This is a genomic window from Halomonas sp. SpR1 (genome assembly GCF_031010175.1).
Taxonomy (GTDB): domain Bacteria; phylum Pseudomonadota; class Gammaproteobacteria; order Pseudomonadales; family Halomonadaceae; genus Vreelandella.
The window spans coordinates 14,845-41,582 of sequence record NZ_JAUAMB010000032.1; the positions used below are offsets into that span (position 1 = coordinate 14,845).

General features: G+C 55.2%; 20 protein-coding genes. 10 read left to right on the forward strand and 10 right to left on the reverse strand.

What is annotated here, in order from left to right; all coding sequences use genetic code 11:
* Positions 1–62: 62 nt before the first annotated feature.
* The 3 genes from hpaD to QT231_RS18645 all read right to left on the reverse strand — a co-directional run bounded on the left by hpaD (position 63) and on the right by QT231_RS18645 (position 3,013).
* Complete coding sequence (gene hpaD, locus QT231_RS18635) at positions 63–1,043, reverse strand: 3,4-dihydroxyphenylacetate 2,3-dioxygenase (RefSeq protein ID WP_308338330.1); 981 nt, start codon at positions 1,041–1,043, stop codon at positions 63–65.
* A 63-nt stretch (positions 1,044–1,106) separates the two neighbouring features.
* On the reverse strand, positions 1,107–2,615 hold the full coding sequence (gene hpaE / locus QT231_RS18640; RefSeq protein WP_308338331.1) for a 5-carboxymethyl-2-hydroxymuconate semialdehyde dehydrogenase: 1,509 nt from the start codon (positions 2,613–2,615) through the stop codon (positions 1,107–1,109).
* Between the two features lie 14 nt (positions 2,616–2,629).
* On the reverse strand, positions 2,630–3,013 hold the full coding sequence (locus QT231_RS18645) for a 5-carboxymethyl-2-hydroxymuconate Delta-isomerase (RefSeq protein WP_308338332.1): 384 nt from the start codon (positions 3,011–3,013) through the stop codon (positions 2,630–2,632).
* Positions 3,014–3,407: 394 nt separating this feature from the next.
* Between QT231_RS18645 and QT231_RS18650 the strand changes: the two genes are divergently transcribed.
* From QT231_RS18650 to QT231_RS18675, 6 genes are all read left to right on the forward strand, one after another.
* Positions 3,408–5,327 carry an FAD-binding monooxygenase gene (locus QT231_RS18650; protein WP_308338333.1) on the forward strand — a complete coding sequence of 640 codons (1,920 nt, stop codon included), beginning with the start codon at positions 3,408–3,410 and terminating at the stop codon, positions 5,325–5,327.
* A gap of 253 nt (positions 5,328–5,580) precedes the next feature.
* The gene (locus tag QT231_RS18655) at positions 5,581–6,663 is read left to right on the forward strand and encodes a TRAP transporter substrate-binding protein (protein WP_308338334.1); all 1,083 of its coding nucleotides are present in this window, start codon (positions 5,581–5,583) and stop codon (positions 6,661–6,663) included.
* Positions 6,664–6,680: 17 nt separating this feature from the next.
* Entirely contained in the window at positions 6,681–7,187 is a 507-nt protein-coding gene (locus QT231_RS18660; protein WP_308338335.1) for a TRAP transporter small permease, read from the forward strand.
* Entirely contained in the window at positions 7,184–8,503 is a 1,320-nt protein-coding gene (locus tag QT231_RS18665) for a TRAP transporter large permease (protein ID WP_308338336.1), read from the forward strand. Before QT231_RS18660 ends, QT231_RS18665 begins: the two co-directional genes overlap by 4 nt.
* Positions 8,504–8,738: 235 nt before the next feature.
* Positions 8,739–10,076: a hypothetical protein gene (locus tag QT231_RS18670; RefSeq protein WP_308338337.1), complete on the forward strand. Its 1,338-nt coding sequence runs from the start codon at positions 8,739–8,741 to the stop codon at positions 10,074–10,076.
* A gap of 100 nt (positions 10,077–10,176) precedes the next feature.
* Positions 10,177–11,667 carry an aldehyde dehydrogenase family protein gene (locus QT231_RS18675; RefSeq protein ID WP_308338338.1) on the forward strand — a complete coding sequence of 497 codons (1,491 nt, stop codon included), beginning with the start codon at positions 10,177–10,179 and terminating at the stop codon, positions 11,665–11,667.
* A 47-nt stretch (positions 11,668–11,714) separates the two neighbouring features.
* On the opposite strand, the gene feaR is transcribed toward QT231_RS18675, so the two are convergent.
* Positions 11,715–12,662 (reverse strand): transcriptional regulator FeaR, encoded by a 948-nt coding sequence (feaR, locus tag QT231_RS18680; protein WP_308338339.1) that lies wholly within the window; start codon positions 12,660–12,662, stop codon positions 11,715–11,717.
* Positions 12,663–12,826: 164 nt separating this feature from the next.
* On the opposite strand from feaR, the gene QT231_RS18685 reads away from it, so the two are divergent.
* Positions 12,827–13,738, forward strand: a complete 912-nt coding sequence (locus tag QT231_RS18685; RefSeq protein WP_308338340.1) for a helix-turn-helix domain-containing protein — start codon at positions 12,827–12,829, stop codon at positions 13,736–13,738.
* Positions 13,739–14,100: 362 nt separating this feature from the next.
* Positions 14,101–14,445 (forward strand): GMC oxidoreductase, encoded by a 345-nt coding sequence (locus tag QT231_RS18690; RefSeq protein WP_308338341.1) that lies wholly within the window; start codon positions 14,101–14,103, stop codon positions 14,443–14,445.
* Positions 14,446–14,717: 272 nt separating this feature from the next.
* On the opposite strand, the gene QT231_RS18695 is transcribed toward QT231_RS18690, so the two are convergent.
* The 6 genes from QT231_RS18695 to QT231_RS18720 form a co-directional block, all read right to left on the reverse strand.
* Positions 14,718–16,031, reverse strand: coding sequence for a divalent metal cation transporter (locus QT231_RS18695; protein WP_308338342.1), 1,314 nt, complete (start codon positions 16,029–16,031; stop codon positions 14,718–14,720).
* 68 nt (positions 16,032–16,099) lie between these two features.
* A complete protein-coding gene (locus QT231_RS18700; RefSeq protein WP_308338343.1) occupies positions 16,100–17,710 on the reverse strand; it encodes a gamma-glutamyltransferase family protein in 1,611 nt (536 codons plus the stop codon).
* A 1,019-nt stretch (positions 17,711–18,729) separates the two neighbouring features.
* Entirely contained in the window at positions 18,730–19,401 is a 672-nt protein-coding gene (locus QT231_RS18705) for a helix-turn-helix transcriptional regulator (RefSeq protein ID WP_308338344.1), read from the reverse strand.
* A 93-nt stretch (positions 19,402–19,494) separates the two neighbouring features.
* On the reverse strand, positions 19,495–20,265 hold the full coding sequence (locus QT231_RS18710; RefSeq protein WP_308338345.1) for an SDR family oxidoreductase: 771 nt from the start codon (positions 20,263–20,265) through the stop codon (positions 19,495–19,497).
* A 66-nt stretch (positions 20,266–20,331) separates the two neighbouring features.
* Complete coding sequence (locus tag QT231_RS18715; RefSeq protein WP_308338346.1) at positions 20,332–21,120, reverse strand: SDR family oxidoreductase; 789 nt, start codon at positions 21,118–21,120, stop codon at positions 20,332–20,334.
* Positions 21,110–21,928, reverse strand: a complete 819-nt coding sequence (locus tag QT231_RS18720) for a MoaF C-terminal domain-containing protein (RefSeq protein WP_308338347.1) — start codon at positions 21,926–21,928, stop codon at positions 21,110–21,112. The genes QT231_RS18715 and QT231_RS18720 overlap by 11 nt, the downstream gene beginning before the upstream one ends.
* 263 nt (positions 21,929–22,191) lie before the next feature.
* Between QT231_RS18720 and QT231_RS18725 the strand changes: the two genes are divergently transcribed.
* A complete protein-coding gene (locus tag QT231_RS18725) occupies positions 22,192–23,586 on the forward strand; it encodes an APC family permease (protein ID WP_308338348.1) in 1,395 nt (464 codons plus the stop codon).
* Between the two features lie 68 nt (positions 23,587–23,654).
* The gene (locus QT231_RS18730; protein ID WP_308338349.1) at positions 23,655–26,696 is read left to right on the forward strand and encodes a cytochrome P450; all 3,042 of its coding nucleotides are present in this window, start codon (positions 23,655–23,657) and stop codon (positions 26,694–26,696) included.
* Positions 26,697–26,738 lie beyond the last annotated feature (42 nt).

Here is a 26,738-nt window from a genome sequence, read left to right on the forward strand (position 1 = left end):
CTCCTGAGCCCGGCTGAGCCGGGCCGTTTGCTGTGAAACCTGGAAGATGCAACCAGGCGCTGTTAAGGGGCGATGATCGGCGTGGCCTTTAGCTGAGACGCTTTGGTCTCGACACCCTTAAAGAGCGAGCCGTGCTCAAACCAGGAGCGCGGCGCTGGCGCCCCCCATAGCGTTTGCCGCTGGGGGTCTTTCAAGTCCCACTTGATCGGTTCGAGATCCGGGTCGACGGTCTGATAATCAGAGCAGTAAATTTCGATGCGGTGGCCATCTGGGTCGAGGATGTACAGGAAAAATGCATTGGAGATGCCGTGGCGACCGGGCCCACGTTCGATATTGCTGACGTAACCGGTGGTGGCCATCAGGTCGCACAAATCAATGATATTGAGTGGTGTGGGCACCCAGAATGCGGTGTGGTGCAGGCGCGGGCCTTCACCGTTGGTAAACGCGATATCGTGGACACCGCCCTTACGATGCATCCAGGCGGCCCATAGCTTGCCGCTCTCTTCATCCTCGGTGTATTCAGTGACCCGGAATCCCATGCGGTTATAGAACGCCACGGCGTCATCGACACTGGTAGAAAACAGATTAAAGTGGTCGATGCGTAGCGGTTTGACACCCCGGTAGAGAGCGTACTGTTGATGGATAGGCGCTAGCCGTTCCATCTGGTAATAAAACTCGATAGGGGTGTCAAAGCAGTCCACAGTGCGTAGTGTGCGACCTTGATAGGGGCGTTCTACCCACTCAACGGGTTTGCACTGCTGTTCGAACCAGGCGTACGCCTTATCTAATTCGCTCTCATCAAAAACCTTGAAAGAGAGTGACTGAACGTTAGCTTCAGCGCTTTTTTCGAGCACCATGCAGTGGTGGCCGCGCTCTTCCATGGCCCGTAGATAGATGCGCTGGTCGTCTTCGTCGGTGACCTGAAGGCCGAGCGTATCCACATAAAAGTGGCGGCTCTTGGCCAGATCGGTCACGCCGAATACAGCATGGCTTAAGCGTATAATGTTGAATTCAGGGTATAAGTTAGGGGCTGGTGTGGGCATTGTGTTTCTCCATATACCATCTAAACAGGCGGTGTGAGCCAGAGGTGTCGTCTCGGGCATTGATTAGCCGAGTTTCGGAACCTGATGCACCTTGCGCGGGAAGGATACGTTGACGGTCTCCATATAAAAGTCGAAGGACCAGTCCCCGCCGTCCCTGCCAATGCCGGAGGACTTAACGCCACCAAAGGGCGCGGGTAAATGGCGCACATTCTCTGAGTTGACCCACATCATGCCGGCTTCAAGCTGATCGGTTAAACGTATGGCGCGGTTGAGGTCATTGGTCCACAGGTAGGCAGCCAGGCCGTACTCGGTATCGTTGGCGATACGCAGAGCGTCGTCCTCGTCTGTGAACGGAATGGCGGTCAGCACCGGGCCAAAAATCTCTTCCTGGGCGATGGCCATATCATTGTTGGCCTGGGTAAATAGCGTTGGGCGCACGAAGCAGCCCTCTTCGCCGACCTTTTCGCCACCGGCCGCAATGGTGGCGCCTTGGGCGCGGGCCTTGTCAAAATAGGACAGCACTTTTTTCTCGTGCTCAGGGTGAATCAGCGGGCCGACGATGGTGTCTGGGTCAAGAGGGTGGCCGACCTTGACGTTGTTGGCGATGTCGGCAACGCGGCGAGTGACCTCGGCGTAGATAGTGTCTTGCACCAACAGGCGTGAAGAGGACGTGCAGCGCTCACCGTTTAGCGAGTAGATCATGAAGGTGGCGGCTTCTATCGCACGCTCAATATCCGCGTCGTCAAAAATAATGACAGGATTTTTACCGCCGAGCTCGAAATGGAAGCGCTTCAGCGTGGGAGCTGCCTGGGCCATGATCATTTGCCCGGTGCGACTTTCACCCACAAAGGCCACTGCCTTGATGCCTTTGTGCTCTGTTAGCGCTTTACCCGCGTCCTCGCCGAAACCATTGACCAGGTTGAGTACACCTTTCGGTAGCCCGGCTTCTTCTGCGATCTCAACCAGCAGCTTGGCTGTCATCGGCGAAAATTCGGCGGGTTTATGCACCACGGTGCAGCCGGACGCCAGGGCGGGCGCTATCTTCCAGGTGGAGAGCATAAACGGCGTGTTCCATGGCGTGATCACTCCCACCGGGCCAAGCGGGCGCTTGGAGGTTACATTCATTTGGGTGTCGTTACGCAGGGCCAGGCCATCCTCGGCCTCGGGGGCTTTGTCTGCGAAGTAGCGAAAATTAGCCGCACCACGAATAGCTGCCTTCGACATAAAACGCAGCGCTTGGCCGGTATCCATGCACTCCGTGAAGGCGATCTCTTCTGCACGGGCTTCAATGGCTTCGGCCACCTTGATCAGAATAGCGCGGCGCTCTTTACCTGGCGTTTTACTCCAGGTTTTAAAGGCTTCCTGAGAGGCTTTGACGGCGCGGTCGATATCGTCGCTGCCACCACGGGCAACGCTTGCTAAGGGCTTGAGGTCAACGGGAGAAATAGTGTCGAAGGTGGCTCCCGACAGTGCGGGTACCGACTCACCGTTGATGTGGTTGAGTACCCCTTGCTCTTTAAAGCGCTGCATATACTGCTGCGCCCGGGCGATGTTGTCTTGCAAAGTGCTCATGGTGAAGGCTCCTGTTATGACGACAGTCGGGAGTGAATAGGCGTGTCTTTCCAACTCAAATCGGCGCTGATCTCGCGGATTTCCAGTGATAAGGCGAAGTGGGGCGTGGCGAGCGGTTGTGCCAGGGCTTGCTGAACGGCCGCAAACACCCGGTCGCCGGCAGCTTTAAGCGCGCTCCGTTCTCGGCCAGCCCCCACAGAAAGAGTCATGGCCATAAAATTGTTGTCGGGGTGGTCATCGGCAACGATGCAGTGGTCTGCGGCGAAGGCGCGTACCCGGATACCCGCGATAGGAAAAATACCGCTCTCTTTCATTGCCTTGTAGGCGGCCAGGCATACATCTTGTACGTTAACCAGTGTTGCCACCTCGGGCGAATACTCGATATGCAGGTGTGGCACGTTGTAACTCCTTAAAAATACTGGGCTATCTAGCGCATAGAAGCAGTCTGACCTGAGTAGCGCAGTGGTTTTTAAAATGGCGCGGTTACTTTCATTAATGTATTAACGAAAAAATAAAGGCGCCTGTCAAGATGGATTTTCACATAGCCTTTCGCATAGCCAAGAGAGCGATAATTGAAAATTCATGGCTTCCTTTTTTAGCACGAAGACATAGACCTCCATCTCTTATAGATGGTTTTTTAACACTATTTCTATGATTTGTATTAATAGATTAACAATATTTTTTAATTTATTAATGGTTGTCGACTAAGGTAGGTGGGTTATTTATGAAAAGTACAATGAAGGCTGTGTAAAACACATCCTCTCGGGGGCTTGCCTGATCCAGTATAGAAAAATGCCAAGCCATCACGTTTACGAGGTAGATATTATGCAGTTCCACCACTATGGCTATGTTTCCCACGACCCACGTATCAAACCTGCAGCGGGTAGCGGTGTAAGCCGTGCTGCATCGCTGCCTGAAGAAGTGGATGTGCTGATTGTAGGCACCGGGCCTGCTGGCATGATTATGGCGGCTCAACTGGCTCAATTCCCCGAGGTAACAACGCGCATTGTCGAAAGACGGGCGGGGCGACTTGAAATTGGGCATGCCGATGGCATTCAGGCGCGCAGCGTTGAAACCTTTCAAGCCTTTGGCTTTGCCGACCGCATCACTGCCGAAGCCTATCGCATCACCGAGATGGCGTTTTGGAAGCCGGATGTCAGTCAGCCGACGTGCATTACACGCACCGCGCGTACCCCTGACGATCCGGCGGGTATTAGCGAGTTTCCTCACCTGATCGTTAATCAGGCAAGGGTGCTTGATTATCTCGCCGAAGCCGCCATGAACGGGCCTGCGCGCATTCGCCCTGATTATGGTTTTGCTTTTGATAGCCTGCATATCGCTGAAAATGACGAGTACCCGGTCACGGTGACGTTACGCCATACCGCGGGTGAGCAGGAGGGTCAGAGCCGAACGGTACGGGCTAAATACGTCGTCGGGTGTGATGGGGCGCGCAGCGGTGTGCGCTCTGCCATCGGTTGCACCCTGGCGGGTGATCAGGCGAATCATGCCTGGGGCGTCATGGATGTGCTGGCGGTCACCGACTTTCCCGATATCCGTACGAAATGTGCCATTCAGTCGCATTCGGGGGGCAGTATTCTCCTTATTCCCCGCGAAGGTGGTCACTTGTTCAGAATGTACGTGGATCTCGGTGAAGTGCCGGCGGATGGCAGCAATAAAGTGCGCGAAACGCCGATTGACACCATCATCGCCAAAGCCAATGAAATCATGCACCCCTACCACCTGGATGTGCGTCATGTGGCCTGGCACAGCGTCTACGAAGTGGGGCATCGCCTCAGTGACCGCTTCGATGACGTCGAGAATCCGGACGCCGGTCGCCTGCCCCGGGTTTTCATTACCGGTGATGCCTGCCACACCCACAGTGCTAAGGCCGGGCAGGGCATGAATGTTTCCATGCAGGATGGTTTCAATCTGGGTTGGAAGCTAGGCCATGTATTGACCGGCGTGAGCCCCGCCAGCTTGTTATCTACCTACTCCGCCGAGCGCCAGGTGGTGGCTAAAAACTTAATCGACTTTGATAAACAGTGGTCGTCGATGATGGCTAAGCGCCCGGAGGAGTTTGAAGACCCGTCCGAGCTGGAAGATTTCTACATGCGAACCATTGAATTCCCCGCTGGCTTTATGACGGAGTATCAGCCATCGATGATCACTGGGGAGACAACCTATCAAGCCCTTGCCGCTGGGTTTCCAGTCGGCAAACGTTTTAAGTCGGCGTCAGCGATCCGAGTGTGTGACGCTAACCCGCTGCAGCTGGGGCATCTGGCTGAAGCCGATGGGCGCTGGCGTCTGTATGTATTTGCCGACTTGGCAGCAGTCGATACGCCCTCAGCCATTGACGAATTCGCGGCGTGGTTGCAGGCGTCACCACAATCGCCGCTGCAGGTGGCGCCTCAGCCTGAGGGCGTAAGTAGCTGGTTTGATATCAAGGTGATCTATCAGCAGCCGCACGAGGCGATTGATATCACTCGGGTGCCTGAAGCTTTCAAGCCGGAAGTCGGCCCCTTTGCCCTGGTCAATTTGGAAAACGTTTTCGGGTGTCTCCCGGACGACGATATTTTCAGTGCGCGTAGCATTGACCGTCATGGTGCCGTGGTGGTGGTTCGCCCTGATCAATATGTGGCCCATGTTCTGCCGCTATCGGCCACCGAAGAGCTGGCCGCTTTCTTTAAACCCATCTTCACCGTTGGCACCTGATAGTAGCCGCCAGAACGATCTCACCTGTGAGCCAGCGCTAAGCGCTGGCTCATTCACGTTTAAGGGCCATTAATAGACTATTTCAAAGATTTTGATTGCAATGTTGTTAAAATATTAACAACATTTTAATTGTCTACGACTAACGGATAGCTTCCCGCGCTCTTTGTTTTTGTTTATATATTAACAAAATGATGATTTAGCAGTGACCACCCCAATAAACCTCTGGTATCTATAATAAGTAATGGAGAAAGTCATGCCTCAATCCCCGTTCCTGCCCCGTCGCCTACGTCTCAGCCTTGGCGTAGCTGTGGTGGCTTCCATGGCCGCGTCGCTGCCCGCTCAAGCGGCAACAACCTTAAGAATCATGCATTTCTTGCCTGCTATGTCGAATGCCCAACAGCAGGTCATTGAGCCATGGTGCGAAGATCTTGAGGCCCAATCTGAGGGTGAGCTGCGCTGTCAGATATATCCCTCAATGCAGCTGGGGGGAACGCCCGCCCAGCTTGCCGATACCGTTCGCAACGGCGTGGTTGATATCGCATGGACGGCGCTTGGGTACTCCGCTGGTCGTTTCCCTCGCAGCGAGGCGATGGAGCTGCCTTTTGTACTGCCTTCTGGTGGCGTTGAAGCGAGCCGCATCGCCTGGCAGTTCTCCCAACAGCACGCTGCGGAAGACTTTAAAGATTATAAAGTCTTAGCGGTGCACAGCGATGGTGGCAGCGTGCTCCATACGCGTGAAACCCCAATTCGTAACCTTGAGAGTATGAGTGGCCAACGGCTCAGATCGCCTACGCGTATGGCATCCAGGATTATCGATGAAATGGGGGCCTCAGCAGTCAGCATGCCGCCAGCACAGATCGCCGATACGTTGGCCAAAGGCGTTATTGATGGCGCTACGGCCGGATGGGAAGTGGTGCCACCGACCAAGCTAAATGAAGTGACCTTTTATCACACCGAAAATGCCGACGACCAGGCGACTGCCACCGTGACTGTGCTGGCGCTGTTGATGAATCAACGCAGCTATGACCGCTTGCCGGATGAGGCGCGGGAGGTGCTTGACTCGCTCAGCGGTGAGGTGCTCTCCGAGCGCTTCGGCAGCGCCTGGGATGCGGCCATCAGCGACGCTCGAAGCAGCATTGAAGCCGACCCGGCGCATACGATTATCACCCTGGACGATGCGGCTTGGCAGGAAATGAATTCGGCGACGCGAGGTATCGCTAGCGAATGGATGGCCAACAGCGACGACGGTATTGATCGTCGCGCCTTGGCGGAGGCGCTTGCCGCAATGGTTGACGAACAGATCCCTGACCTACGTCTGAAAGCGTCAGATCAGTAAGGCGTTTGGAGAGGGTGATGACAAGAATAGTACTGAGACGGTTAGCCATTGCGATGGCGATGGCAGGCGGTGTATTACTGCTGTCGGCCATCGGTATTTCTCTGCTGTCGATGTTAGGGCGGCGACTTTGGTCAGCCCCCATATCAGGGGATATTGAGTTGCTGCAAATGTTGATTGCCGTCGCAGTAGCCTGCTTTCTTCCGCTGTGTGAGATTAACGACCGTCATATCCGCGTGGATATCGTCGGGACGTTCTTGCCAGCGCTATTCAACCGCGCTCTGTTGGCGATTGCCCATTTAGTGCTCGCCCTGGTGAGCGGGCTATTGGTTTGGCGGACGGCTTTGCTAGCGCTCGACAGCCTGACCTATAACGCCCAAAGCGTTCAGCTTGGTATCCCTCAGTGGATTCCTCAGGCAGCCATGCTTCCCGGCATCGCCATGCTGGGCTTGTGTGCGCTTTATCAGAGTATCCGCTGCGTTGCTGACGATGCGGAAGCGACAGCGTCAGAGGGGGACAGACTATGATGGGCGGCCTTGAAATAGGGGCTATCTCGCTGGGCATCTTGTTGGTGATGCTGGGGGTGCGATGGCACGTTGGGGTCGCCATGCTGGTGGCCGGTGCGATCTGTTACTGGTTAGTGAATGGTGGTGATACTCGGTCGCTGCTCTTTACGCTTAACAATTTGGTCTACGCCCGTTTCTCCAGCTATGACCTGGCGGTCATTCCGATTTTCATCTTGATGGGCCAGTTTGCCATTCACGGGGGGTTATCCGCTGCCTTATTCCGGGCCTGTGCTAGTTGGATAGGCCACTGGCGAGGCGGGTTGGCGATGTCGGCGGCCGGTGCTTGTGCAGGCTTCGGCGCCATTTGCGGCTCCTCTTTGGCGACCGCCACTACCATGAGCCAAGTGGCCCTTCCGGAGTTGGAGCGCTATCACTATGGACAGCGCCTCGCGACGGGTACCGTGGCAGCAGCCGGCACCCTGGGCATCCTGATTCCCCCTTCTGTGCCGTTAATCGTTTATGCGGTGCTGACCCAGGAGTCGATTGCGGCGCTCTTTATGGCGGCGATTGTGCCTGGCTTATTAGCGGTGGCAGGTTATCTGCTGGTTATTCGCATCATGGCCATCAGAACGATGCGCGGTGTTGCCAGAGCCCCTCGTCACTCCTGGGCCGAGCGGTTAATCAGTTTGCGCGACATTGCGCCGATACTGGTTATCTTTGTCGTTGTCATCTTTGGGCTGTATGGGGGCTGGGCAAACTTGACCGAAGCCGCTTCCATTGGGGCGGCGGCCTGCGGTGTTTATGCCGTATGGCGTGGGGGCATGCGCTGGCAAGGGGTTTATAAAAGCCTGGTGGGAACTGCCGAAGCGACCGCCATGATTTACCTGGTGGTGATTGGCGCTGATCTGTTAAACAGCGGCCTGGCTCTGGGGCAGTTACCCAGTACGCTGGCCGAGTGGATACTAAGCAGTGGCCTGGCACCGCTGGCGGTACTAATGCTCATCCTGCTCATTTACTTACTGCTGGGCTGTGTGATGGATTCGCTGTCGATGATTATGTTAACCATCCCCATCTTTTACCCCATTGTCATGGGGCTGGAGCTGTTCGGTCTGGATGCCAGTGCAAAGTCGATCTGGTTCGGTATCGTCGCGTTGATGGTGGTCGAGATCGGCCTGATAACACCGCCGATGGGCATGAATTTATTTATCGTGCAGAAATATAGCAGAGGCGCGTCCTTGGCTACTGTCAACCGAGGTATCTTGCCGTTTATTGGGGCGGATGTGGTGCGTATTGCCATTGTTGTATTTGTCCCCGCGTTATCCCTGGTGTGGCTATGACGTGGCTATAAAAACCACACTGCTTTAGCGTGCTTCCCTCCAACCTTTATACCGGCCTCAGCGCCGGTCTTTTTATTCCCCATGGTCGCCAGTACAGGACGCAGGCAAGGAGAGGCAGTTTTTCGTCAAACAACGACAAGAGATGCGCTGCGTGACTGAATAATCTGAGACAGGTTAATCAATACGCAGTGCCTAATACCCAAGCAAGTCGTGCAAAATAACAAGGGATCTCTCCATGATGAAGCTACGCTATTCCGCCTTGCTGCCTGTGACCGCTATTGCCACTGGCGCGCTAACCGCTTCGTTAAACAGCGCCCGTGCCGCTGAGCTGGTCGATAACGAGGCTACCCACATAGAGGCCAACGTTGAGGTGGTGGTGGGCGCATTCCATAGTCAACAGGGCTATGCGCAGTCCGAAACGAGTAAGGCTGGTGGGCGAGACTGGCAGGAGGGGTACGCCAAATACGGCCTGGACGCCACCCATTCGCTTCAGCGCAGCTCGCTTTATGCCAATGTGGCCTGGGTGTCCAGCGCGACACTTGGCCAAGGAGACGCGGCTGGCTTTACGACCGGGGACGAGCGCAAAACGCGGCTTGAAAATCTTTATGCCGGCTGGAAATCAGGCGATACCGTGGCCGCTTTTGGTGAAGACGGCATTGATTTCTCGCTGGGCCGGCAGCGTATCCAGCTCGGTGATGGTTTTTTGGTTTCTGGGGATGCCCTCAGCTTTGGTGAGGGCGTGCTGGGTGGCGAGCTTAACCGGGGAGGTGCCTACTACTTAGCTGGGCGACAAGCGTTTGCAAAAACCGCTGTTCTACGCTTGGGGGGAGAGCAAGGCTGGCGCGGGGATGTTATGTGGCTAGAGTCAGACAATCCAGCTCAGGCCAAACCGGCGCTGGGGATTGCGAATTTTGAGCGTGTGACCGACAACGGCACGCTTGGCGTTACCTACCTTGATGTACTGAGTACGGACGACGACTATGCTTTTCTCTACCCTGACCGCGAAAACGTTAAGGTCTATAGCGTGCGGGGGCAAGGCAATGCCGGTGTCGAAAACCTGTTTCTTTCCGGTGAGTACGCACTACAGCAAAATGGTAGTTCAGAGGACGAAAATGCCTGGTACCTGGAAGCAGGCTGGACATTCTCAGACGCGCCATGGACGCCTAGCGTTAGCTATCGGTTCAGCCGCTTCTCCGATCAGTACGACCCGTTATTCTATGGTAACGGCCGGGCATTGGGCACCTGGTTTCAGGGCGAGGTGGCGGCCAACTATGCCGGCCCCTTCAATTCGAACTCCCGCGTCCAGCAGCTTAACGTGACGCTTACACCATCGGACAGCTTGAGTCTGGGCGCTATGCTTTACGACTTCCATACCCTGTCTAGCGAAGCAGGCCCCAACGTAGATGGGCAGGAGGTCAATCTTTACGCTTTTTGGGCGCCCAGTGAACGCTGGTGGGTGATGCCTTTGATCGGGCGTTATGACCCGGATACTTCTGCTGTAGGCGGTGGCAGCCAGATCGGCAGCGACAGCGCTAACCTGTATACCCAATTACTGCTGGGATTTAATTTCTGAGGTAACAAACGCAAGGAGAGCTTGGGTGGCGGAGCCAACGAGAAGGCTACCTGCCATCCATTGGTCGAGCGTTTTGAACACTGATCAAGAGGATGTTGAGATGACTAATAAGTTAATCGTAGCGTTACCTGAGGTAGAGGCTTTTTTACAGCGTGCCCGTGGGTCTTTTATTGATGGAGGGTTTCGTGAGCAGGGAACTCCTATCGCCATTATTAACCCGGCGGATGGTAGTCAATTAAGCTCGGTGGCCCCGGGCAATGTGGCGCTTGCAGACGAAGCGGTCGCTATCACCAAGGGCAGCTTTGATGATCGGCGCTGGCGAGGTATGAGCCCGGCGCAACGGGAGCGCATTTTGCTCAAATTTGCTGACCTCGTTGAACAGCACAGCGAAGAACTTGCCCAGATTGAAACGCTCAACCAAGGGAAGTCGATCAATATCTCCAGGGCCGTCGATGCCGGCTTTTCAGTTGATTTTATCCGCTACATGGCGGGCTGGACCACGAAACTGGAAGGCAAGACCGGCGACGTGTCGATTGGCATGCCTGAAGGCGCTAACTTTAACGCCTATACCCTCCGTCAGCCTGTTGGTGTCGTCGCTGCGATCGTGCCGTGGAATTTCCCCATGATGATAGCGCTGTGGAAAGCGATCCCAGCGCTGGCCGCCGGATGCTCTGTGGTTGTAAAACCTGCTTCTGAGACTCCGCTTTCCGTACTTCGGCTGGCTGAACTTGCCGTTGAAGCGGGTGTGCCTAAGGGCGTATTCAATGTGATCCTGGGGTCAGGCTCGGTGGTGGGGCAGCATTTAGCGGGCCATGCTGATGTGGACAAAGTCACTTTCACCGGCAGTACTGAGGTGGGTAAAGTGATTGGTCATGCCGCGGTTGATCATATGGCCTCATTCTCGCTGGAGCTGGGTGGCAAAAACCCCATGCTGGTGTTGGCAGATGCGGATATCGAGAAAGCGGTCAACGGTGCGCTCATGGGCGGATTGCTTAATCAAGGTCAGGTGTGTGCCGCCGCGTCGCGCTTTTACGTGCACCGTAGCCTGCACGATGAATTCTGTAGTCGGTTGCGCAGCGTGGTTGACCAGATGTCTGTAGGCCCAGGTATGGATCCTCAGGCGCAGGTCAATCCGGTGGTTTCGCAACGCCATCAGCGCAGTATCCTGCAGCATCTTGAGCGCGCCAAAGCTCAGGGCGCCAACGTACATTATGGCGTCCAGGTGCCCGAAGAGGGCTTCTATGTTTCGCCGGTCATCATCAGTGACGCCAAGCAAACGTTCGATATTGTGCGTGAGGAGGCGTTTGGGCCGATCCTGACAGTGATTCCGTTTGATGATGTGAATGAAGCGCTGGCTATGGTTAACGACAGCGAGCTGGGGCTAGCCGCCAGTCTATGGACAGAGAGTTTGTCCGAAGCGATGCGCTTAACGCCAGAGATAGAAGCGGGCACCGTGTGGGTGAACACCCATGTGACCCTGGATCCCAGCCTGCCATTCGGTGGCTTTAAACAGTCAGGCATTGGTAAAGAGTTTGGGCAGGAAGCTATCTACTCCTACACCAAGCTTAAGTCCATTTGTATCGCTTACTAAAACGACAACAGCGCCTGCTCATACCGCAGCAGGCGCTGCTTATCGGCTCAGCCGACGTTGTCTAAACTCATTCGCCGGTATTCCCGGGGCGAGCTGTTGAAGCGACGTTTGAATGAACGGCTGAAATGGGCAGAGTCAGTGAATCCCCATTTATAAGCAATCTGGGTGATCGACTGTTGGCATTTCTGCTGGCTGGCAAGCTCCTCCGCGCAGCGTTCCAGGCGTTGATACTGTACGTAACGACAGACGGATTCGTCGTGCTGTTCGAAAAGTCGGTAGAGCTGGCGGGTTGAGATATGGAACTGCTCAGCCATCAGGGCTGGACCCAATTCATCTTCATGCAAGTGATGGTCAATGAACCGCAAAATGCACTCATAAAGCGTATCGCCCGCCTGTTCCAAAAGCATCGCTGAGGGTTGCTGGTTTTGGTAGATCGCGGGTAGCAGGGCGATTAATGAGTTGGTGACGCTATGGCTGATTGATTCGGTTTCAGTGGCGGTAATTTGCCCTGTGACCATGCGGCTAACGATCAGCTTCAATATCTGGCCACTAGCGCAGTTAGCCGAAATTTTCATAAAGGGGATGGGCTGCTCTCCAAAATGCCGTGTCAACTCTTCACGGGGCAAGTGGAAAGAGTCGTGCTCAATCAGGCCATGGGGCAGTATTTCGCACGCTTTCGCAGAATCCAGCAGCGCCATTTCGCCTGGGCGCATTTTGAGTTGCTGGTTATTTTGCACCAGGGTGGCCTGCCCCTGTTTCTGCACAACCAGGAAGCAGTGTTCCGTTTCATCGCTTGTTGAAGGAGGCTGACGATGGAAGATGCGCTCGACGTTAGTGGTGATGCCTGCAATTTCGATGCCCGCCTGGTGGCGTTTAGAAACACTGCCTTGAAAGCGTTGCCGCCATTCCGGTTTGGAGTCAAAGCTGCCACATACGTCACGCAATGCGGCTAACCAAGCATCAAAAGAGCGTGTTGTTGTGTTCGCTGTTTGCATGAGGTTTTCCTCATTTTTAATTTTGTTAATATTTTAATGACTATGGCTATACTCTAGGCAAAAGTAAGCAGATACACTACCTTTTATTATTCAAAAAATGAGTAAGGTTATAATGGCGGCTGGACTCGCCCTGGCTAACAACATGAACTACGTGGGCTATCTTTATGACCGTTACCCTTAAGCATTGTGGGGATGTTACCGAGCACGCTCTAAGTCTGGCGGGCTGGCAGCAGGAGTTTGACCAAGTCCAGGAAGGGCGATTTTCGGGTGATATTGTGGATATCGCCGGAGAGCAGATACGACTTGTTCGTGAAAGTGCTAATTTAGGTATATCCCAGTCAATGCAGTTTCCCTCTCATCAGTGGCATCTCGTTATTCCTATCCATTGGCCAAATAATTCGATTTACCGATCTGATACGGTCACGGTTTTACCGCGCTGCGAGCAGTTCTGGAGCGTGGCATCTGCTCACTACGATCTTATGGTGGTGTCCGTTGACCGCAGCCGCTATAGCTGGCTGGAGCGCGATGACCAGCGCTTGCGTACACTGGAAGTGCCCACGCAATGCTTGGTTGCCGTACGCCAACAGTGGCAGGCCATGACCAACTATCTGCGGATGGAGCAGGCTAATGGAGATTCGGTGCCCGCACTTCAAAGGGTGCTCTTGCAGCAGGTGGAAGAGGGGATAGATTTATTACTCAATAACGACATAAGGTCGCTAAAACACGATGAGGAGTGTTACCGAACCCGGCGCTATATAGTGGATCGCTGCCATACCTTGACCAAGGCCCAAGCCGAGGATCCACCGTCGATCATGATGCTTTGCAATCAGCTGAATATTTCCCGGCGCACCCTTCAATACAGTTTCCAGGCTGAAACGGGGCAGTCGCCGGTGCACTACCTGCGTGCCTTACGGCTTAACGCTGTTCGCCGCTCCCTTTTGCAAGAACCATGGCTAGGGGTGGCGGATGCGGCGGCTCTTCAAGGGTTTTTCCACCATAGCTACTTTAGTCGTGAGTACTGCCGCTTGTTCAAAGAACTACCTTCCGATACCCGTAAGCGCGCCCATAGTACCTAGTCCTTCGTCAGACCAACAGGCAGTGGCTATCGTCGTTTTCAGGCTTGGCCTAATGAGTGTGAGCGGTTTTACGGACATGGCTTCTTAACTTCCTCCAGCGGCTGGTTCACTCATGGCTGATTTCGTCGCCAGTTCCGAACCGATCATTGATTCTCCCTCCTTGCGGTTCGGGCACTTGTGTCAGACCGTAACGCTGGATTGCTCGACTAAAGCACTAACGGCTAATTCACTGTTAATTAATAAATAAAAAGCCATGTCAGCGATAGTCAAGCCATTGGCGCAAAGCGTAAATTCTTGTGGTGTTGTGCTTCTTAGGCTAACGGCTACCCCGGCACGTATCGACCCCGGGCAGGAGCAACAATATGCAAGAGCAGTACGACTACATCATCATTGGCTCGGGTTCGGCTGGCTGTATGATAGCCCATAGGCTTATTGAGCGAACCCAAGGTCGCGTAGCGCTCATCGAAGCCGGGGTCAAGATTCGAGTACGCCAATACTGCACAACGACTTACCATCCGGCAGGCACCTGCCGAATGGGCCCTGATGTCGAGCGCTCAGTGGTGGATCTTGATCTGCGTGTCCATGGTATTGAGTGTCTTCGCGTTATCGACTGCTCCGTTTTCCCACGTTTACCCCGGGGGAACACCAATGCGCCGACCATTGCGGTGGCTGAAAAAGCTGCGGATCTGTTGATTGCCGCTCACTAAGCAACGAACCATTCAAGATATAGAGCGCGCCACTTATGTCGGCGCGCTCTATATCTTGAATGGCGGGTGGAGCCTTTAACCGCTCATATCCAGCTCGACCAAGCACCTGTTTTGTTGAACTTGATCCAGTCAAAGGCAATGACTGGAAGCCATAGCCCGTGAGCTCTTGATAACCTCTACAGCAAGTTCAACGTGTCCAACTGTACCGAGTTCACCATTAGGCTTCCTTCGGCAGAGATAGTGTCCGCCAGCAGGCTGCCGACAGGAAGTGGTTAAAGGAATAGCCTGACATAAAAAAAACCAATTGAAAGAAGCGTCAGTGAGATGATTGCAAGTAGACTCCAGTAATTCATCAGTCTGCCTGGACGCTTATGCTTTTCAACTGTTTTTCCATTGACAGTAAAATGATTCAGGGTAGCTAAAATAGGACTCGCGATAAATACGAGTGTCATCACAAAGTTCATGAATGTGATGAATTCACCCATCATAAAATTTATAACAAGCGATGCCAACGTTGCGATCGATAACAAGATAAAAAAGAATGGCCGGCTTTTGTCAATAGATCTTGTCTCATGATCGATCCCTGAGGAGTTTGTTATTGCGAAATAAGAAGCTGTCAAAATCCTAGGGAAGCCATCCAATACAGCCATTAATGTAGTAAACATAACGGCTAACATAGATAAGGCGACTAGATACCCTACCCACTTACCTAGCAATGAAGAATAAATAGAAATCACCTGGCTGGCGAATCCTACGGCTCCTCCTGAAAGATCAACATTTTGCCCATGCAGTAACCCCGATCCCATCAGTAAAAAACACACGGCCAAAACCGCCGTGCCGATATAGCCTGAATTGAAGTCGATTTTTTCTTCGAATACTGAGCGCTTTCGACCTTGTGTCTTATTTTTTGCTGCTGACCAGAGTGAATTGTTGATTGAAAGCGTTATATCGGATGGCATTAGTCCTGTCACTGCTATAATAGTGGCAAAAGTAGCAAGGCTAAAAAATAGTGGCGCCTCGCTTGTGGAAAAGCTCCATTGAATGTTGGGTAGAACGAGTGCTGTCGCAGTTAAAGTTCCTAACGAAAGGGTGATAATAAAAAATTTGTTTAGTTTTTCAATTACTTTGTATCCTCCAAAAAATGTCAGCAGTGAACATGCTACTATTAGCGCGGTTCCGATGAAAGAGGCTTTAAGTGAGATTGAAAAAATGCTCCCAGCTATCCCTGCCGCGGTGATTGCCATAGCAGCAGTAACCATTGTCATAATGGGCGCTTGTAATAGGATGAAAAGGCCTACAACTGGCTTTCCAAAAGTCTTTTGGTAACCTTCAATGAGCGAATTTCCCGTTGTGCCTACATAAAAGGGGCCAAACCAAAAGGCTGGATATTTAAGGACAATAGCCAAGATAATAACGGGTAGGAGCGTTAGGCCATACTCGGCACCAGCTCGTGTGGATTGGACAATATGGGATGTGCCTACTGCAGCTCCTGCGAAGAGTAGACCTGGCCCTAGGGATTTGAGGCCCGAGCTCCAATCTCTCCCTCTACTTTTTGGCTCTCTCTCTGTGTAGTCTTTATAAGTCATTGTTTTTACTCTTCTGGTGGTGAGTTGCATTCAATACATGCATAGTATTTAGCGCTTACTGATAACCTCTACCAAACTGCTAAAGAACTGTCGGTTCTAGGCTCAGTCCCCCCGTAAAGTACGCCCGTGTTGGGGTCTCGTAAGATAACCTGACCTCTTCCAAATGTGATTGAATCCGTACTCTTGAGTATATGGTGCCCGCGCCTCGAAAGAGCTTGAGCCAGGTGGTCTGGGAAGTGAGGTTCTACTTCAATTGTTTTGCCTTTAACCCATTTCCATCGAGGAGTATCTAGCGCAGCTTGAGGGTTTAAACCATCTGCAAACATACCTGCTAACAATTGAACATGGCCTTGGGGCTGCATAAAACCACCCATGACGCCAAACGGTCCGATAGCCTTTCCCGATTTAGTTATAAAGCCAGGTATAATAGTGTGGTAAGTTTTCTTACTAGGTTGTAGTGAGTTATAGTGATTTGGGTCTAGCGAAAACGACCAGCCTCTGTTTTGCAGGCTGATGCCGGTTCCTGGTACCACCACTCCGGAACCGAAGTTTTTAAAATTACTTTGAATGAACGACACCATGTTGCCATCTTTATCTGCTGTCGCTAAGTAAACCGTGCCACCTGTGATGGGGTTGCCATTGACAGGGTCAATTGCTTCCTGGCTGATCAACCTTTTTCTTTTTTCTAAGTAACTCGGTAAAAGTAGATCGTCTACGCTTACTCCCATTGCTGAATGTTCAGTGACGAACTTTAGGCCGTCAGCATATGCAAGTTTGGTGACTTCTATACGCCGATGTAAAGTTTCTACAGGGTCACTTAAGTTATTTTCTGCAAAGCTATCTAACATGGCTAGTGCTTGTAGGGCGATGATGCCACTACCATTAGGTGGGATTTCCCATATGTCGTAGCCACGAAACTGAGTAGATATAGGGTTAACCCACTCAGGTGTCATGTTCATGAGATCTTCTTTTCTTAGGAATCCGCCATTATTTTGACTAAAAGCTTCTATCGCATCTGCAAGTTCCCCTTGGTAAAAGGCTTTTCCCTCCGTCTCTGCGATCAGGCTAAGAGTGTTTGCATGATCTTCGGATTTCCAAACTTCACCGGGACATGGGGATTTTCCATTGGGAGCAAATGTTGCATACCAAGCGTCAAATATTGGATCTTGGTAAACCTTGTACTCGTCATAGGCTTCTTCCCACATTTGATGAACGGTGGGTGACACGGGGAAGCCGCGACGAGCTATTTCAATGGCAGGCGTTAACAACTCTTTAAACGGAAGGTTTCCAAACCGTTTTGATAGTCCAGTCCAGGCGGCAGGAGCCCCCGGAACCGTAATGGGAACCATACCATGCAAGGGCATTTCCTTATGGCCCAGCGCTTTAACAGCATCAATTGAAATTGACGCTGGTGATTTGCCGCTGGCGTTTAAGCCATGCATTTCACCGTCTATCCAAACGATGGCGAATGCATCTCCGCCGATACCATTTGATGTAGGTTCAACAACGGTAAGAGCTGCGGCTGTCGCGATAGCTGCATCAACGGCATTTCCGCCGCTTTTAAGGATTTCCAGCCCAACTTGAGCCGCTATGGGCTGAGACGTTGCAATCATCCCTTGATTGCTCATGCTTACCATGCGGCGTGACGAGTTAGGATAGTAAAGTGAATCCCCGAACATAAGGCCTCCTAATATATTGATTTTTAAGTTTTAAATATATGAGCGTGGCTTGTATCGTTTTGTTTATAAATAATCGATTTTGTCATTTTTCTCATTTGCCTATATTTGTTTCTTGTCTTAGCGTGCCAATAACTTGATTCAGATAGCCTGTGGTTGTACACAAGTAGGGCTTGGCGGAATGAGGAGATGAAGCGTATTGCATTGATTTTTATGCATTTTTAATGCGGTTTATGACTTGATTTTTGGTATTACCTTTGCCTAAAAAAGTTATCAGTGACTCATCGATGAGAGAGTGATGTTACGTCTTTACACACCTTGTATTTCGTGTGGTTATTTGAAAATAAAGATTTTATAAAGTGTTCAGCGCGATTATTGACATGCTATGAATATTACCAATGATCTAATCTTCAGCTTTAAGATCGCGATCATCCTGGAAGTGCATCAAGCGGGATGCCGAAATCTGATCCGTGCGCGGTAAGCAGTGGGTGCTTCTACTAATGGGTGTTTGGAGTGCGCTATTGAGGTGCACACAACATTTGCGGGAAGTTGTGGAGTAATTGTCCCGGGGCGAGCCACGCATGCTGAACTTTGCATACGGGAGTTATGGTGATTTCTGGTGTATGGAAGCAGGTTGAAGGGGTGGCGTATCCTGTTGGTTGATCACCGCAACGATCACTACCGTTTCCTGTGCCAAAAAACGTTTCACTATGAGCAGACAACCGCGCTGTGCGCTTCTTAGCCTATCGATGCAACTGCTTGCTGTTTATCCCGCCATCTAAATCGGCAAAAGTGGATCTTGTTAGCGCGATTACCCAACAGATAGAGCAAGCAAGCGGAGCTGCTCTCACAAAAGCTTACCGAGCGGTTGGGACAGGGCGTTGATGTTATCAACTTGCGCAATATGCGCCGTTTAACGCGCCTTTCCAAATCGAGAGACAGTGTCTCTCGATTTGAGTTGAGCGCATTACAATCTGCTAACTAAGCTAGAAAACCCCAGCGAACGGGCAGGGTGAAGCTGGCTACGGGTAGAGTCGCCCGACCAGCTCGGTGCGGTTGGTAACATCGAATTTACGATAAAGATGATCGAGATGGGTCTTGATCGTGGAGGGTGCAATGCCGAGCTCACGCGCCATGACCTTGTTGCTCAAACCCTGGCGCACCAGCGGCAAAAGCTGCGCCTCACGCTCGGTCAACGGCCTATGGCGGGATTCGGCCAGCGCCAGGGCCGTCTCACTGGCGCGGGTCGAGACGGCCAACTGCAGCATTTCCTGAAGCGATTGCAGCGTGTTCAGTTCTTGGGGGGTAAAACTCCCGAAGCGTGACTTGCGCAGCAACGATATGCCCATCACCGGGCGGTTCCGGCTGTAGAACATGACTTCGGTTACATCCACGACATCGTGCTGGCTCAGAAACGTCTGATACCCCTCATTACGCTGTTTCGATTGAAGCGCCTGGGCATCGCGCAGTGACACGACCCCACGGCCGATCTGCTGGCAGTAACCGGGCTGAAGCGGGTCAAGGTGCCGGTAGCGGCGCAGGTAGCTGTCGTGCATCTGAGTGGGATCGCCGTAAAGCTGGAAATCAAACGCACTCAGTCCGTCGTCGATATGGTAGAACGCTGCCAGCGAAGCGGGCACGGCACGGGTGAAGGCGTTCAGACAGTAGACACCCAGTTCCTGGGGAGACTGCATGGCTGGCCGACTCCATGTTGATTGATACCTTCAACATAGCGAGTCGGCCGTGTGCAAGCAACGGAAATTTGTTACCCAATGACCCATAGTGGCTCAGTCGAACGCGGTCACGCTTTCCGGCAGCAGGGCGCCGCCATCGACGATGATGGTCTGGCCGGTGATGTACTTGGCCAGGTCGGAGCCCAGAAATAGCATGGCATTGGCGATGTCCTCCGGCGTCCCCAGGTGGCCCAGTGGAATGCCGCGTTCGAGGCGCTGGCTGTGCTCGTCGTCACCGAGGTTATCCATCGCCGGGGTGCGGATCATGCCCGGCTCGACGCCGTTGATGCGGATGCCCAAACCGCCCATTTCCAGCGCGGTGTTGCGGATGAAGCCGTTGACCGCGGCCTTGGATGCGGCGTAATGGGTCAGCCCCGGATACGCGACCCGGTTGCCGGTCACCGAGGAAGTACACAGGATCACACCATGCCCCTTTTGCTTGAAAGACGGCAGCAGCGCCTGAGTCATCCAAAACAGCGACTGCACATTAACGGCGAAGGTACGTTCGACCTGGTCGCGGGTGAGATCTTCAAAGGGCGTGAGCGGAAAGTAGCCGGCGTTGTGCACCAGCACGTCGATGGGGTCGCTGACCGCTATCATGGCGCGTGTGGTGGCCTCATCGGAGAGATCCACGGCGTAAGCCTGAACCCGATGCCCCTCAGCCGTGAGCTTTTCAGCCACCCGCGTGGCCTGCTCGCCGTTGATGTCGGCCAGCGTGACGCGGGCACCGGCCTCGGCAAAGCGGGTCACGATAGCCTCGCCGATGCCCTGGGCACCGCCGGTGACCAGTACGTGCTGGCCGCTGTAATCGATACGAATACTCATGAACGGACTCCATTGATCCGGGACAGGGCAACCGAGCCATGGGCGGCCCGGTCGACCTGTCGTCTCCTAGAGGGCCTCGAAAGCGAGGGTGGGGGTGTCGACGATATGCGAGCCGCCGTCGGCCATGATCATGCTGCCGGTTATGATGGCGGAGGCCGGGCTAATCAAGAAGTTGCAGACTTCGGCGATTTCGTAGGCACTTGACGGCCGCCGCAGGGGTACGTGCTGCGTCACACGGGCGTAGGCGTCATCAAGGGACTCGTGGTAGTGCGCCATCAGCGGCTGCATTTCTTCATCGGCCATGGGCGTTCGAATCCACCCTGGGCAGACACAGTTGACCCTCACGCCCTGAGGGCCGAAGTCACGGGCCATGGAACGTGTCAGCCCCACGATCGCGTGCTTGGCGGTGGTGTAGCCGCAGACCTCACCACCGGCCTGAAACGAAGCCAACGACCCCAGCAACACCATGGTGCCCTGCTGCTTGATCAGGTGTGGCAGACAGGCGCGGGCGCTGTAGAAGGCGGTATCCAGATTGAGACGCATCGATTGATGCCAGTCATCGTCGGACATCTCGGTGGCCGTGCCGAGGCCGTGGCCCCCCGCGCTGCAGATCAGGCTGTCGATCCGGCCGTAGGCCTCGAGAATGCGCTGGTAGAACCCCTCCCATTCTGTGGCGCTGGCGGCGTCGCCGGCGAGCACCAGCCCACCGGTGTCCGCCGCCAGCGCTTCGAGGGGTGCCTTGCGACGTCCAATCAATACGACGTTATGGCCAAGCGCGGCCTGCTGGCGCGCGCAGGCTTCACCCACGCCGGTGCCGGCGCCGGTGATGACGACGGTTTTGGTATCAGAGGTCATCGGGATACTCCGTATCGGCCAGGCGCTGACAGTAGGAAGCCATCGGGAAGTTGGCCAGCGGCGCGTCTTCGGTATCACCAACGCCGAAGATCTTGCCGTCGCTGCGGTGATTCTGTTCATCGATCATGACGATGCCGAGCGTCGGGACGATCTTCTCGCGCCAGATGAACAGATAAAGCGCATCGGCAATCTTGTAGTAGTGGCAGGCATCGGTGTCGCACAGCCCCTGCTCCACGCCTTTCAAGCAGTGCCAGGTGTAGAAGTTCTCATTCAGATAGGTGTGTTCGTACACCTCGGTCGGACTGTAACGGTAGAGGTTGCGCACCCCGATTAGCTCATCGGTCTTGGCATGCGGGCAGGCGCCATCGCGGTAGGGTTTGTTCACCGCGCCGTGGCTGATGTCGACCTTGACGTCGGTCAGCGGGCGGCCGCCCAGTGCGCGCTCATAGAGGCCGGTTTTAATGACATCAAACGTGGGCAAGGTGCCGATGGCCTGAGTGTAGCTGTCAGTCAGGGTATCCAGCACCACGGTGTACGAAGTCGCCGGACGGGTGCTTTCATCCAGCCAGTCGAGCAGATAGACGCGTTCACGTAACGATGTGATGCGCACCTTGACCGCCTCGCCGCCATCGATGGCCAGCTGATCCTGATCGAACTCGAGACGGCGAGCGCTGCCGTCGGCGGCGTGCAGTTCAACCTGCTTGCCGGTGAGATCTGCCGAGTTGTCCAGCGCATAGGAACCCGTCGCGAAGCCCTTTTCAAGGCCAGCAACCGAGATCCAGTCAGTGTGGGAAGGAGTTGTTGTCATGGGGTTGTCTCCTGAGACAGGGATAAGGTGTAAGGCAACCAATGGCCACGTACATTTTTATCGTCGGCGCTGTTAAGCCGCCTGGGTATCCCCCGGATGGGGGAGGCCGGCCGTGATACAGGAGAGTTAAGACAGAAGTAGGCAGGCAGGGGAAAATTTCTGGCAGCAGAGAACAAGAATAGCCGGTGGGTAAGGTTCAGATTGGATATCAGGTTGTCCGTGTCAACCAAACAAGAATTCAACCGGCCAGGAGATTACTCATCATGCTCAACACCTCGAAGGCGGGCCCCGCGCCCCAGGTAAGCGCCCCTGCGCGTCAACACATCGGTTTCAAGACCATGATCGCGATCTGTGTGGGAACCGTGGTGGTGCAGGGCGCCATGGCATCGGCATTGATGGGCTTTGGCATCGGCGGCTTGAGTTTTCTGGCCGCCATGCTGGTGGCCACCTTGCTTGCCGTCTGCAACGCCATGTCCTTCTCGGAACTTTCGCTGATGTATCCGCAGGCGGGCACGCTTGCCACCTATACGCAAAAGGCCATCGGTCACTTCCCGGCCATCGTCTCGGTGTTCGCAGGCTACGTGGTGGTGGCCATCTTCGCGATCCCCGCCGAATTTCTACTGGTGGATGCCCTGCTGCAGATGCTCTTCCCAGAAAATCTGCCGACGCACCTAGTCCCGATTTTGCTGCTGGCGACGCTGGCCGTACTCAATATTCTGGGCACCGACGTCTTCGCCAAGCTTCAGAACGTGTTCACCTTCGCCATGATCGTTGCCATCTTACTCGTGGGCGCCACCGCCCTGCTCCAGCCGCCGTCGCCGGAAGTGGCTCAGGCCGCCGCAGGCATCGACTGGGGCATCGGGGGCATTGTCGACGGCAGCTTTATCGGCCTGGTCGCCCTGGCCATGTGGATGTTCGTCGGCTGTGAGTTCATCTGCCCGATGATCAACCATATTCGTCAGCCGGAAAAGCGGATTCCTCGCGCTATGTTCCTGTCGCTGGGCATCATCTTTGTGCTGTTCTCGATCTTCTGCCTCGGCGCCGGCCACTATCTTTCCGTTGAGACCTTAACCACCTCGCCCCTGCCGTATCTAGATCTGGTCAATAGCGTGTTTGGCCAAGCTGGCCTGATTATTGCCACCGTAATGGGCGTGACCGCGACCTGCAGCACGGTCAATACCGTGCTTGCCGCCGTACCGCGCATGCTCTCGGGCATGGCCGATAACGGCCAGGCGTTTTCGATCATGGGCAAGATGCACCCGCGCTATAACACGCCCTGGGTCGGCATCACCTTTCTGGCGCTGGGCGTGGTCGTGCCTTTTTTGCTGATCGAACCCGATCAGATCATCGCGCTGGTGATCGCTGCGGCGACCAGTTGGCTGTTTGCTTACATCGTCGCGCATATCGATGTGATGGTGCTGCGTCGTCGCCGCCCCGAGCATCGCCGCCCTTATCGCACGCCCTTTTATCCGCTGCCGCAGATTCTGGGCATCATCGGCATGGCCTACGTGGCAGCCAACGCTTCCCCATCGCCTGAGATGACCACCCTGATCTATACGCTACTGGGCGTGGTGCTGGGTATTGTCAGCCTGATTGCCATCGTCTGGGTCAAGTTCAAGATGAACAAGGGGCTGTTCGAGCCGGATCTAAGCGATTAGAACCGCTCAAGATAAAACATGGGGCGCCGGGCGTAAGCACCGTCTAAGTGCCCCTTCATGGAGATCCTATGAATAAGAATAAGCCAATGAAAACTCGCCCCGCCCCCGTGGCAAACTGGGTCGATCTCAAGACACTGTATGACGATCCGTTTCCAATCTACGAACGCCTGCGGCGCGAGGGCGGTGTCCATTGGGTGCCCAGCGTCAACCGCTACCTGATCACCAGCTACGATGCCGTGATTACCACCGAGCACGACCAGGAAACCTATTCAGCCAACGAAACGGATTCGCTCCAGATCCGCGCCATGGGGCATTCGATGCTGCGCCGTGACGACCCGGAGCACTACCGCGAGCGCCGCCAGTGGCAGAGCGTGTTTAAGCCCAATGCGGTTAAAAACGTCTGGACGCAGACCTTTCATGAAAAGGGCCGCGAGCAGTTGGCCCGCTTCATCGACAAGGGGCCGGGGGCCGATCTGATTTGGGATTTTTCGGCGCCCTTTGTGGCCGAATGCCTGAGATCACTGCTCGGGCTCTACAACGCCTCGGCAGAAGATCTTCAGCGCTGGTCGCAGACGCTGATTGATGCAACCGGTAACTACGGCGACGACCCGGACGTTTGGGCCGCGGGCAAGCGCTCTTTCGATGAAGTGGATGTCGCCCTCGACGAGATGCTCGAGTGGCACCTTCACAACCGCGACCACTCCCTTCTCTCCTCGCTGCTCTCCTCCCCCGAGGATCAGATGCCGCTGGAAAAGATTCGCGCCAACATCAAGATGAGCATCGGCGGCGGTTTGAACGAGCCCCGGGACGCCCTGGGCGTGGCGGCTTGGGCGATGTTGACCCACCCCGACCAGCGCCGGGCGGTGGAACGCGACCCGAGCCTATGGTCGACGGTGTTCGATGAAACCATTCGCTGGGTAGCGCCCATCGGGCTTTATTCACGCCAGACCACGAAACGCACCGTGCTGGCCGGCGTCGAGCTGCCGGAAGGGGCACGGCTAGGCATCTGTATTCTCTCGGCCAACCGCGATGAATCGATCTGGGATCGCGCGGACAAATTCGATATTTACCGCGAGGTCAAACCGCATCTGGCGTTCAGCAAGGGCACGCATGTGTGTCTGGGCGCCCGGGCGGCGCGGGCCGAGGTGGCCGAAGTGGCGCTGCCGCTGCTGTTCGATCACTTGAAAGGGCTCGACCTTCACCCCGACCGCGATCCCACCATCGGCGGCTGGGTCTTCCGTGGCATGCTCTCGCTGCCGGTGACCTGGCGCGACGTAAAGCCGCTCGCCAAGGGACACGTGCCCGTCTCTACGGGTGGGCCAACGCCCTCGGCAGCGGAAGCCGAGGCGACCCCCCACGTCGCCATTGTCGGCTCGGGGCCAGCAGGCTGTTTCACGGCAAAAGAAGTCCAGCGCCGCATGCCCGGCGCCCATATCGATCTGTTTGACCGCCTTCCCGTACCCTACGGACTGCTGCGCTACGGCGTGGCAGGCGATCATCAGGGTACCAAAGCCGTCTCACGTCAGTTTGATCGCCTGTTCGATGCGCTAAACGTGCGTTTTATTGGCAATACGACCATCGGCGAGCAGGTGTCTTTCGATGCGCTACGCAAGAACTACGACGCCGTGGTGCTCGCCTCCGGTGTACGTGCGGATCGGCCGCTGGAGATTCCCGGTAACCTGCTTGCCGGGGTAGTGGGTGCGGGCAGTATCACCCGACGACTCAACGGCCACCCGGACGAGACCGAGACACCGACGCTTGGTCGGCGCGTGGCAATCTTGGGTCAGGGGAATGTAGCCATCGACGTGTTGCGGCTGCTGTCGATTCGCGCCGCCGAACTCGAGGGCAGCGACATCGATGACGCCGTTCACGGGAAACTGACCCGTGAGATCAATACGCTGCACATCATCGGCCGCTCGAGCGCGGAGAAAGCCCGCTTCGACCCGGTGATGATCCGCGAGCTGGGCGGCTTTTCAGGTATTCGGCATCGCCTTCACGGTGTCGATCTGGACAGCGTGCCGGAAGGCAAAGATGCCCGGCTGGACGCGCTGCGTACGCTACCCGGGGCAGACAGCGTCGACCTCGAGGGCGAGCCGCGGATGATGGTCGAGTGGTGGTTCGAGACAGTACCCGAACGCATCGATGGGCAGGCGCAGGTCGAAGGTATCACACTGCGTCATGGCGGCGAGACCGTCGCGCTGGCGCTGGATTCGGTCATAACCGCCATCGGTTTCGTGCCCGACCCGGAGGACGCCATATCACACACGCTCGCCGAGTATCCGGCGGCATCCGAGACCGGGCGCGTCGAGGCAGGGCTCTACCTGGCCGGCTGGTTGCGCCGCGGCGCCCGAGGCACGATTCCCGATCAGCGCACCGACGCACGGGCACTGGCTGGCGTGATTGGCGCGGATATCGCGGCAGGTGAGGTGCACTGCACTCGCCAGGGGCTTAGCCCTCATGAAGAGGCCACCGACATCGACGGCTGGCGGCGTATCGACCACCTAGAGCGTACCCAGACCTCTCCAGGGCGGGTACGCACCAAGCTGGCCACGCTGGAGGCGCTTTTAGCGTCGGCGCGGGATGAGTCGCTGGTGGTCGAGCGTGCGGCGCACCTCAATACGGGTGACGGCGACAGCCTGGGCAACCTAGCGGTCAGCATTCTATTCGGCACCGAGTCCGGCAATGCCGAGCTGGTCGCCGAAGAGCTCGAGCAGGCCCTCGACGGGCGCTGCGCGGTGGACGTGGCCGATCTGGGCGATGTTGACCCGCACTCGCTCGACCCGACCCGGTTCTACCTCATCGTCTGCTCAACCTACGGCGATGGTCAGGTGCCGGGCGGCGCCCAAGATTTCTACGCGACGCTGCGCGATGATGCTCCCGACCTATCCGGCGTGCGTTTTGCGAGCATGGGGTTGGGCGACAGTAGCTACGCCAGAACCTACTCACGCGGCGGCGAACTGCTCACCGAGGCGCTGCTGGCCTGTGGCGCAACGCGAATCGGCGAGTTTGGCCGTCACGATGCCAGCGGATCGCTTGCGGCCTCTGAGGTCGCTCTGGATTGGGCAGAGGGCGTACTGAACCTGGTGGCGAGCGAAGAGCCATCGCCATGATAATGACAATCCGATCATACCGCGTCTCGAACGATCCCAAGT

Bases quoted from the DNA above. Each gene is read 5' to 3' on its own strand.
- QT231_RS18660 (WP_308338335.1), top strand. From the start codon at position 6,681: ATGACAAGAATAGTACTGAGACGGTTAGCCATTGCGATGGCGATGGCA.
- QT231_RS18715 (WP_308338346.1), bottom strand. From the start codon at position 21,120: ATGACCTCTGATACCAAAACCGTCGTCATCACCGGCGCCGGCACCGGC.
- QT231_RS18730 (WP_308338349.1), top strand. From the start codon at position 23,655: ATGAATAAGAATAAGCCAATGAAAACTCGCCCCGCCCCCGTGGCAAAC.
- hpaE (WP_308338331.1), bottom strand. From the start codon at position 2,615: ATGAGCACTTTGCAAGACAACATCGCCCGGGCGCAGCAGTATATGCAG.
- QT231_RS18720 (WP_308338347.1), bottom strand. From the start codon at position 21,928: ATGACAACAACTCCTTCCCACACTGACTGGATCTCGGTTGCTGGCCTT.
- QT231_RS18665 (WP_308338336.1), top strand. From the start codon at position 7,184: ATGATGGGCGGCCTTGAAATAGGGGCTATCTCGCTGGGCATCTTGTTG.
- QT231_RS18685 (WP_308338340.1), top strand. From the start codon at position 12,827: ATGACCGTTACCCTTAAGCATTGTGGGGATGTTACCGAGCACGCTCTA.
- hpaD (WP_308338330.1), bottom strand. From the start codon at position 1,043: ATGCCCACACCAGCCCCTAACTTATACCCTGAATTCAACATTATACGC.
- QT231_RS18695 (WP_308338342.1), bottom strand. From the start codon at position 16,031: ATGACTTATAAAGACTACACAGAGAGAGAGCCAAAAAGTAGAGGGAGA.
- QT231_RS18690 (WP_308338341.1), top strand. From the start codon at position 14,101: ATGCAAGAGCAGTACGACTACATCATCATTGGCTCGGGTTCGGCTGGC.
- feaR (WP_308338339.1), bottom strand. From the start codon at position 12,662: ATGCAAACAGCGAACACAACAACACGCTCTTTTGATGCTTGGTTAGCC.
- QT231_RS18670 (WP_308338337.1), top strand. From the start codon at position 8,739: ATGATGAAGCTACGCTATTCCGCCTTGCTGCCTGTGACCGCTATTGCC.
- QT231_RS18710 (WP_308338345.1), bottom strand. From the start codon at position 20,265: ATGAGTATTCGTATCGATTACAGCGGCCAGCACGTACTGGTCACCGGC.
- QT231_RS18655 (WP_308338334.1), top strand. From the start codon at position 5,581: ATGCCTCAATCCCCGTTCCTGCCCCGTCGCCTACGTCTCAGCCTTGGC.
- QT231_RS18705 (WP_308338344.1), bottom strand. From the start codon at position 19,401: ATGCAGTCTCCCCAGGAACTGGGTGTCTACTGTCTGAACGCCTTCACC.
- QT231_RS18700 (WP_308338343.1), bottom strand. From the start codon at position 17,710: ATGTTCGGGGATTCACTTTACTATCCTAACTCGTCACGCCGCATGGTA.
- QT231_RS18725 (WP_308338348.1), top strand. From the start codon at position 22,192: ATGCTCAACACCTCGAAGGCGGGCCCCGCGCCCCAGGTAAGCGCCCCT.
- QT231_RS18650 (WP_308338333.1), top strand. From the start codon at position 3,408: ATGCCAAGCCATCACGTTTACGAGGTAGATATTATGCAGTTCCACCAC.
- QT231_RS18675 (WP_308338338.1), top strand. From the start codon at position 10,177: ATGACTAATAAGTTAATCGTAGCGTTACCTGAGGTAGAGGCTTTTTTA.